Here is a 9,009-nt window from a genome sequence, read left to right on the forward strand (position 1 = left end):
CTTCAATTTTTCAATAGCAACCCGGTCCATATAGTGTTGCTTGATATTATCCTTCCGGATGGTAACGGGATGGATCTATGTAAAGACATCAAAACAAAAGCACCCGATACCATTGTACTGGCATTGAGCAATCATGATCAACGCAGCGCTGTTATGAAAATGCTGGAAAACGGTGCAAGCGGGTATCTCCTCAAAAATGCATCCCTAGAGGAACTGCTGCGCGGCATCCACGATGCACTGCAGCACCAGATCGTATTCAGCGACGCTATAAAAGAGATCATCGCCAGGCCGGGGTTAGAGCAGATAAGTGATACCCCGGTACTTACTGCGAGAGAGCAGGAAATTTTAAAACTCATTGCTTCCGGTATTACCACCAGGCGCATTGCAGAAATGCTTTTTTTAAGCAAGTTCACTGTGGAAAATCATCGTAAAAACCTGTTACAGAAATTACAGGTAAAAAATGTAGCAGCGCTCATTAAGGCAGCAAGCATTCACGGACTGATTTAAAAGGAGCATTCACAATTACTTCGATTCTTTATCACCGGCGCCCTGTTTTGGAACCAGCAATTCCCTTCCATCTGCGGTAAGTTCCGCTACCAGCAGTCTCCCGCTCAGATCCATAGGCTCCATCATGTTATCTCCTTTAATCTTGAGATGATAACTTCTCAGGCACCTCCGGCGACACGTCCGATTTCACAGTATTAAGCCCTTCAGCAAACGATAAAATGTCGTCTTGCAGGGTACAATAAATTATAAAGCAGGGGCTACATTACAACCCCTGCTTTATAAGATTATGAATAGCCCTTAGTTACGGGTTCTCTACAGTTTTTGTTTCCGCCAGTTCTGCCTCGTCCGGCTCTTTTTCCAGATCGCGATCCAACGTGTACAATGCTTCGTCCGTAGCCCGTTCGCCACCTGCCACTTTAATCTTATCCAACAGCCCCAATGCAAGGGTTTCTTCTTCCGTTTGCTCTTTCACAAACCACTGCAGGAAATTCCATGAAGCCCAGTCTCCTTCATCAAAACTCATCTTTACTAATTTATAAATGCCGGCGGTATTATTCACCTCCTGCTGGAACACCTGCTCAAAACAATGTTGTACACTGGTAGGATCAGCCGGTGGCTGTGGAATAGCAGCTATCTCTACCTTGCCGCCCCTTTCCAGGATATATTCCAGGAATTTCATCATATGATTGCGCTCTTCGTTGGCATGGCGAAACAGGAAATTGGCAATTCCAGTGTATCCTCCACTTGCAGCCCAGGCGCCGTACGACAAATATATCTGCGCTGCCAGCGCTTCCTGGGTCATTTGATTATTGAGCCCTGCCTGTAAAGTGGCTGAAAGTCTGTTTCTGTTCATGACATCAGTTTTTAGGATGAATGCTGTTCGCTAACATCAAAGTGCCGAATCAAAAACTACACCACAACAGTAGGGTTGTGTTCCTGAGTTTGCTTGGGTTGTATTACCTGTAACTAACCACAGTCCACCATTGGCAGATTACTTTTCAATTATGAATGCTTCTTACTTTAGGAATTTATTGCTGCATTACAGGCACTAACCGGGGAAAAATATGGACGGAATGCATCTATTTTATTACTCTTATTACTGCCAGGTCATCTGTAGGGCTCAAACCAAATTTATGTTCTATCAATTTCAATTTCATATTCAGCATTTCTTCATTCCCCCTTCCTACCGGATCATTTAAAAGAAAATCTACAGGATCTATGGCTTCGGAGTTTTCCGGGGCAGCTATCCTCGTGAATGATTCTATACCATCGGTGGCAATACTGATATCGCCGAGTTCAGGTATAAATATTTTTTGCTGCTGGCTTTCATACCAGTAATCAAAATTTTCTGAAAGATGATAACCAAGATAATCGGGCTTATTATCCTGGTCAAAAGAAATAATTTTACCGTTAACATTAATCACACCATCTCCAATAGCTAACACCACGCCCTGATCCTGATGGGTATCTATCAACAAAATAATCAAGGTGGTTAACAACTCTGACCTCTCCAGCTGTATCTGATTTTTGAGAAATTTTATTTCCGATACTAATTCCTTCAGAATCATTCTAAGGTACGCCTCCAATGATATTTCAAGGTATTCCGGAGCGTAAAAAGACTTGTAACCTAAAGACTTACATACTTTTCTCAGCAACTTACCAATTAGTGAAGAAATAAGATAACTATCCTTTCCCATTGTGCATCCATCCATTACTGCACAAACAATCTTATTGTTGTCGATGTGATCGAAGAAAAGATAATCTTCGCAGTGGTTAACATGATAGGCGCCTATCTGAAGCGTTGTATATATTTCCATACTCAGATATCAATATAACATCTTTCTCTGCCTTTTCAAAAAAACAGTTCTGGCCGCCACTCCCGCAACAACCAGAACTGCACTTTACTAAAATGCCGGATCATCCGGTGTATTCGGATTATCATTCCGCTCTACAAACGGGTAAGGAAAATAGTTCCGCTTCCTTTCTGCTACGGGCCGGCCAAACCTGCGACTATCTTCCAGTTCCTGGCCGTTCATAAATAATTCTATTCTCCGGTGTTTATAGATCAATGTCAGCAATTCCGCCTCAGTGGCTGCAGCTACCGGAGGCAGCGATGCGCCTATACCGAATGCATCTTCCGAAGGTTTCTTGGTGACTACTTTATTCAGGTAAAGCAGGCCATTAACAAGATCATGCTGCCGGGCATAACTTTCTGCTTTAATAAGAAGTATTTCTCCCGGAAGATAAATGGGAACAGAGGAAAGATTACTTCTGAAGAACCCATTGATATTGAACTTTGGCTTACCCGGCCTGGAAATATAAAATGGTACCCGCTGATCTGTCAGGCTGGGCTGGATAGGCACAGGTAACCCCATTGTAGAATCAACCACATTATAAATATTGTTGGTAGCTGTTACCAATGTAAAGATCGGGTTGGTGACCTGCGGATTAAATGAAAGTGTGGACCGGACATTCAGGTTCACTTTATCGGCAGCGCTGATGGCTCCGGCGTAATCGCCTGCACAAAGGGCATATCTTGCCTTCAGGGCATACAGGGTATTAATGATATCCACGCTGTCCGGGATATTGGCTAAAACACTACTTCCTATAGGCGTTGCCGTTACAGTGCTGATAGCATTGTCTAATGCGGCAACAGCCATTATGTATCCCTGTTTTGCAGGAACAAATTTCACACCGCCGGATTGCAATATGGGTGAGCTGGTATTTTCCGGTACCTGTTCCCAGAAATTGGCCTGCACACCAATGGCCAGTGCCTTAAAGATGGTGGTATAGGCAATTAAACCGCTGGCAAAGCTTTTATCTTCAACAATAGCAGCCGTGCGACGTAAAACACTGTCTGCTTCATACCTGATCTTATTGGAAACATTCCACATCCCGGTTACCACCACGTTGGTAGTTAGTATTTTACTTCCCCCCGCACCTATTTGTGCTTCATCCGTATTACCGGGGTTGGTAACAAAAGTTTCCCCTACCAGTAAACTACCTGAAGTAACAGTGGTGTATAAAAGGCTCTCCCTGTTTTTTGTATACCAGGTCTGTAAACCTACCGCCACATTGGCCAGTGTGGTTGGCGAGCTGTAAGCGCCTTCTGATGAGGGGCCCGATGGATCCCGATAGTCTTTCTTACATGCTGCAAACGTACAGAGTAAAGCAATGGCGATGGTACTATATTGAATATATCGTTTCATGTCGGATCTTTTTTGTGATTAAAATTTTGCGCGGATAGCCAGGTTATAACTTCTCGGAACCGGTACGGAGCCAAAATCAATGCCGCGCAATACGGTGCTTTGCCCGGCCGCATTTAATTCCGGATCATATCCCTTGTAATTATCCCAGGAGATAAGGTTTCTGCCACCAATGCTTACAGACAAATCACTTAACCCCTTCAGCTTACCAAAGCTATAGCTGAAAGCTACTTCACGCAGTTTTACAAAAGAGCCATCGTCAACTCTCCATTCCTGGATATTGTAATTGCCTGCTATGAAGCCGCGTGGTAATAAACCAAGATCTTCCTGTTCTGCCACTTTTCCATTATCCACACCTTGCCGGGTTCTCCAGTCGGCATTGAATACATCCACTCCCTGCACGGCATCTACCTGTATATGAAGACCCAGCTTCTTATACTGAAAATCGCTGGTGAGCGTACCGGTCCAATCGGGGTTAGGATCACCGATCTTTTTATTGAGGGCAGTTGCGCCGGCAGGTGGTAAGCCGGTGGCAGGATCCCGCGCTACCGTATAAGTAAGCGGTGAATTTTGTTTGCCTGCCTCTGTAACCGGTATGCCGGCGGGCGTTTTCAGTTGATTACCATTTTCATCCCTCGCGAAGAAGGTGCCATAGAAAAACCCGATCGGTTCGCCATTGGCAATGCCTATGGGCGCACCACCCACGGTATTGTACAGGATCAGCGCCTGCCCTATATCCACTGCCTTATTACGGTTGCGGTTATAGATAGCGGTAAGGTTCCAGGTAAAGTTGGGAGTTTTCACCGGTGTTACATTCAATATCGCTTCCACACCGGTATTCTGCAAGGTACCGATATTGTCCTGGTAGAAGGAGTATCCTTTGGTTGGCGCAACCGCACGGCTGATCAGGAGGTTTTCCACCCGCTTGTGATAGTAGTTAACGGATAAGCCTATACGATTATCCCAGAATGCAAGATCCGTTCCCACTTCCAATTCCTTTTGCTTTTCCGGTTTCACATCGGGGTTGGTGTAAGTGGAAGGCGACTGGAAAGCCGCAGCCCCTATAAAGGCGGTGGCATTATAGGTATTATACCGACCATAAGCCGGGATACCGGTAAGGTTACCGGATTCGCCATAGGCGGCCCTTAACTTCAGGAGATTCCACCATTTGGATACCGCTGATTTTTCCCAGAAATCGGTACCTGATATCACATAGCTGCCGCTCACCTTGGCGTACAACTGGTTCCTTTCATCCACGCCAAATACGGATGATCCGTCTACACGCAGCGCACCTGTAAGAAACAACTGGTTGCGATACTTAAAATTCTGCTGGATGTATTCACCGGAAATGGATAACTCTGTGCGTTGATCTGCACCGGGGATAATGGTAGTGGCCTTATCTGCTGTTTGTACAAAAGGAGGTAATCCTCTTCCCTGTTCCAGCGTATAGTGCATGCGCTGATATTGCACAGAATAGCCTACCTGTGTTACAGAACTGAGCTTATCGCTTATATCCCAGTTGTAAGTAGCATTGAGGTCATGGTTGATCAGGAATGAATTGTTGTTACCTGCACTGGCATAACCATTTTGCGCAGGATCCAGGTCGGGGCCGCCGCCGTAAAAACCCGGGCTCACAAAATAGGCGAATGCGGGCATAAAGGTGGTACCTTCCTGGTTGTAGTTATCGATACCGAGCCGGTAATCTACTGTAAGATTTTTAATTGGCCGCAGCTTAATACCGGCGCCGGCAATTACCCTGCCTACATGTTGCTGTTGTTTAAAATCTTCCATGATAGAAACAGGATTCACACGGCCGCGCTCCCCTACTTTCATCAACTGCCCCAGGGCATTGCGTTTGTGTATATCATAGTAGTTACCGATAATGGTTACGCCATTCATGGGTGAATAGAATGTGTTCCCATCAGGCTTTTCGTTGGCTTTGCTGTATACATAGTTCAGGCTGGCGTTAAAACTGATCCAGCTGGCCAGCTCCTGGTCCAGGTTCAGGCGAAAGCTGAACCGGCTGAAATCCGTTTTATTGATAATACCCTGGTTATAAAAGTAACTGCCGGAAGCATAGTATTTTGTTTTGTCTTTCCCGCCGGCCACGGATATATTATTATCTGTTCCTACGCCTGTGCGGAAAATGTAATCCTGGTAATCATACCTGTTTACCGGTGTCTTACTCATAACAGCGGGTGTCAGGATGTTCTGCGTGGAATCGTCCGGCGATCCGCCAAACTTAACCGGTGCACGGTTTACATCCAGTTTTTTGCGTAGCTGGTTTACTGAAAAAGAGGTGGAGAAATTAACCACCGGCGCTCCTGCGCTGCCTCTTTTTGTGAAGATCTGTACTACACCGGCATTGGCGCGGGAACCATAAATTGCCGCAGCGGCAGCGCCGTTCAGCACTTCTATACGTTCAATATCTGCCGGGTTAATATCGGAAATACGGCTTTGTCCTACATTCCCTACAAAGTTGTTCCCTGAACCTCCTGCAGGATCAGCGGCGCCGCCAACACCATAACTCGGATCGGCATTGGTTACACGGGTGGTAGAGTTATCGATAATAACTCCATCGATGATATACAAAGGTTCTGTAGAACCTGATATCGTACTGATACCACGGAGTTTTACGGAGATACCACCGGCAGGGTCGCCCGAGTTCTGGGAAATCTGTGCGCCGGCAGTTTTACCCTGCAACGCTGCCAGCACGTTACCGGAACCGCTTTTGCTGAGCTCATCGGCTTTCACGGTACTGATGTAGTTACCCAGTTGCCTGCGGGTTGTACCTTCAGAAGTACCGGTTACCACAATTTCATCCAGTTTGGATACTTCTGCAGCCAGCTGGATATTCTGCGTATAACTGGCAGTACCGGCGCTTACCACCAGCACTCTTTCACCTGGTGCAAAACCGATTCCTGTATAGGCCAGCGTGTAATTTCCCGGTGGCAGGTTACCGCTGATAGTGTAACGCCCTTCGCCATCTGTTTGGGCGCCCAGTTTCGTATTTCTTACCACCACCGTTATCCCCGGAATGGGCGATTGTTGGTTATCCGTCACCTGGCCGGAAATTTTCACCTGCGCATGGGCAGTAACAGCCAGCACGTTCATAAACAGAAACAGCAAAAAGGACCGGCCTTTAGCCATTTTCAATAGAAACAAGCTCATAGAAAAAATTTAGCGGGTTTAAGTTTGGTCGATTACAGTTGCATGTAGTACTCAATAACTACCTGCTCTTAATTTTGGTTGTCTTTGCTTTTTATTTGATTCCTGTATTTATGTGTTTTTCAAGATATTAAGTTCGCTAAAAATCGGCAGGCCACCAAAAGGACGATGATGTTATTGCAGCACCTGGCTCAATGAATTGAAATGATATCCCCGCTGCTTCAACACCGTGATCAGCGCATCCAGGCGCTTATAAAATTTATCTTTTCTGCGTGGATCCGTACCAATATGCGTGAGCAGCAGGAAGCCGTTCAAACCAGCCGGGCGGGTGGCTTCAAACTGCAGAATGGACTGATAAATTTCCGCTGATGTACGGTATTGTTTTCCCAGCTCCGGGTACGTGTAGTCAGCATTGGAGCGTGTTCCAGGCGTAAAGTTAATCAATCGCAATCCTGCATTGGCAGTCCAGGCAGCAATGCTGTCGTTGTACCATTCATATGCCGGCAAAAACCAGGGGGCTTCCTCTTTTGAAATTCCCGCGGCTGCCATTTTCGTATAGTTAGCCTGCAGATCATCCATAAATTGTTTTTCAGTGACCAGCAAACTGTCCCTGTGCTGCCAGTCGCAATACAACAAATGCTGATCACCATGCGCGCCCAGGTAATGGCCATCCGCTTTCAATTGCCTGATGATTGCCTGGTTAGCAGGTTGCTGATAAAATTTCCCCGTAAAAAAGAATGCTGCCTTTACATGTTGTTGTTGCAAGGTATGCCGGATCACTTGTGCGCCATCCGCATATTCATCTCCTGTAAAAACAAGTACCAGTTGCTTTTTACTGCTATCCCCCCGGATCAATCCTCCGTGATCGTATTGGCGTTTTCCCGCCCCCTCCTGCGCTTTGGCTGCCATCAGATATACCAGGGAGGCTGTGCCATCCATAGTGGGCTCATTGGTGCTGTAATCGCCCACATCATCGTGATACACAGCAAGGTTGCTCTGGAACGCGTCGTATTCATCAGGCGCTGATAAGCGGATACCGATCAGGTTTTTATAGATATTGGTATACACCGGCCCATCTACCAGTCCTCCATCCACGGGATAGTGGCCAATTGCAGAAAAAGCAGCATGCGGATCTGAAGGAAAATCTCCATTGGCCGGTAACCCATACACCATGCTGGTACCCCAGGGATTACAACCAAAGAGCCAGTCGATATTGGCCTGTTCCAATGCCTCAAAAGTATTTTTATTGCTCAGTTGCCGGTACCAGTAGCATTGAATGGCAAACGCTGTAGTAAGATTATTACTGCACCAGATGAATGGAATGCCACGGTAAAAAGCATTTTGTTTTGCTTTATTCCATACTCTTTGAATACCGGTTTCATAATAAGCGGTGAGCCTTGCTTTTCCACTACCTTCTTCCTGTTGCGCCAATGCATAATGCCCGAGGTTGATGAAGGGATACCACTGGTAATGGTTAGCGGTATCGGCGCCCAACCAGGGTGTCACCTTTTCTTCAGCAGCATAACCGGCAGCAGCCTGCAGATAGGTTCTTTCTTTGGTAATCCCATACAACTGTGCAGCCGCAAGCTCCATATCATCTGTCCAGTTATCTTCTGCATAAATGTAGGGCGACAATACCGATGCGGTCTGACATACTCCAGGTTGTTGCCTGCCCATCTGCCAGGCAGACAATGCCCGTGTTTTCAACAGCGCTGCATAAACAGGCGAAGTATTTTTCAGCAGCTCGTATCCCAAAGCAAATGCGCTGGAAAATTTTCCGGCGGTAGAGGCCACACCCGTACTTTTGTTCTTGTATTTACCCAATCCCTGCGGCGTACCGGTACAAAAGTATACGGGCCGCTCAAACCCCTTACCATAAAAGTTATCTTCCCCTGGCAGGCGAAGCCCCTTATGATCGCGATCATCGGCTACCTGGTTAAACATGAGATTATCCGATGGATGCATTTTCAGCAGCCAGTCGAGCCCCCATTTTGCCTCATCCATCACATCGCTGATATGATTACTGCCAGGCAGGCCATTAGCCGAATATCTATCTTCAAAAACACCCGGAAAATCACGGTAAGCTGCCAGCAAATGAAAAGTAGCATTGGCAGAAGTAGTTACATAC

General features: G+C 46.4%; 6 protein-coding genes. 1 reads left to right on the forward strand and 5 read right to left on the reverse strand.

Annotation, left to right across the window (positions count from 1 at the left end; translation table 11 throughout):
- A partial coding sequence (locus VIM72_RS16395) for a response regulator transcription factor (RefSeq protein WP_332003908.1) occupies positions 1–507 on the forward strand: 507 nt, incomplete at its 5' end.
- 301 nt (positions 508–808) lie between these two features.
- On the opposite strand, the gene VIM72_RS16400 is transcribed toward VIM72_RS16395, so the two are convergent.
- The 5 genes from VIM72_RS16400 to VIM72_RS16420 all read right to left on the reverse strand — a co-directional run.
- Positions 809–1,360, reverse strand: a complete 552-nt coding sequence (locus VIM72_RS16400; RefSeq protein WP_332003909.1) for a ferritin — start codon at positions 1,358–1,360, stop codon at positions 809–811.
- A gap of 226 nt (positions 1,361–1,586) precedes the next feature.
- A complete protein-coding gene (locus VIM72_RS16405; RefSeq protein WP_332003910.1) occupies positions 1,587–2,324 on the reverse strand; it encodes a protein phosphatase 2C domain-containing protein in 738 nt (245 codons plus the stop codon).
- Positions 2,325–2,411: 87 nt separating this feature from the next.
- Entirely contained in the window at positions 2,412–3,716 is a 1,305-nt protein-coding gene (locus VIM72_RS16410) for a RagB/SusD family protein (RefSeq protein ID WP_332003911.1), read from the reverse strand.
- Positions 3,717–3,734: 18 nt separating this feature from the next.
- Positions 3,735–6,884 carry a SusC/RagA family TonB-linked outer membrane protein gene (locus VIM72_RS16415; protein ID WP_332003912.1) on the reverse strand — a complete coding sequence of 1,050 codons (3,150 nt, stop codon included), beginning with the start codon at positions 6,882–6,884 and terminating at the stop codon, positions 3,735–3,737.
- Positions 6,885–7,055: 171 nt separating this feature from the next.
- The coding region (locus VIM72_RS16420; RefSeq protein ID WP_332003913.1) for a glycoside hydrolase family 9 protein at positions 7,056–9,009 on the reverse strand (1,954 nt) is incomplete at its 5' end.

It is taken from the genome of Chitinophaga sp., from assembly GCF_036569185.1.
Classification (GTDB): Bacteria; Bacteroidota; Bacteroidia; order Chitinophagales; family Chitinophagaceae; genus Chitinophaga.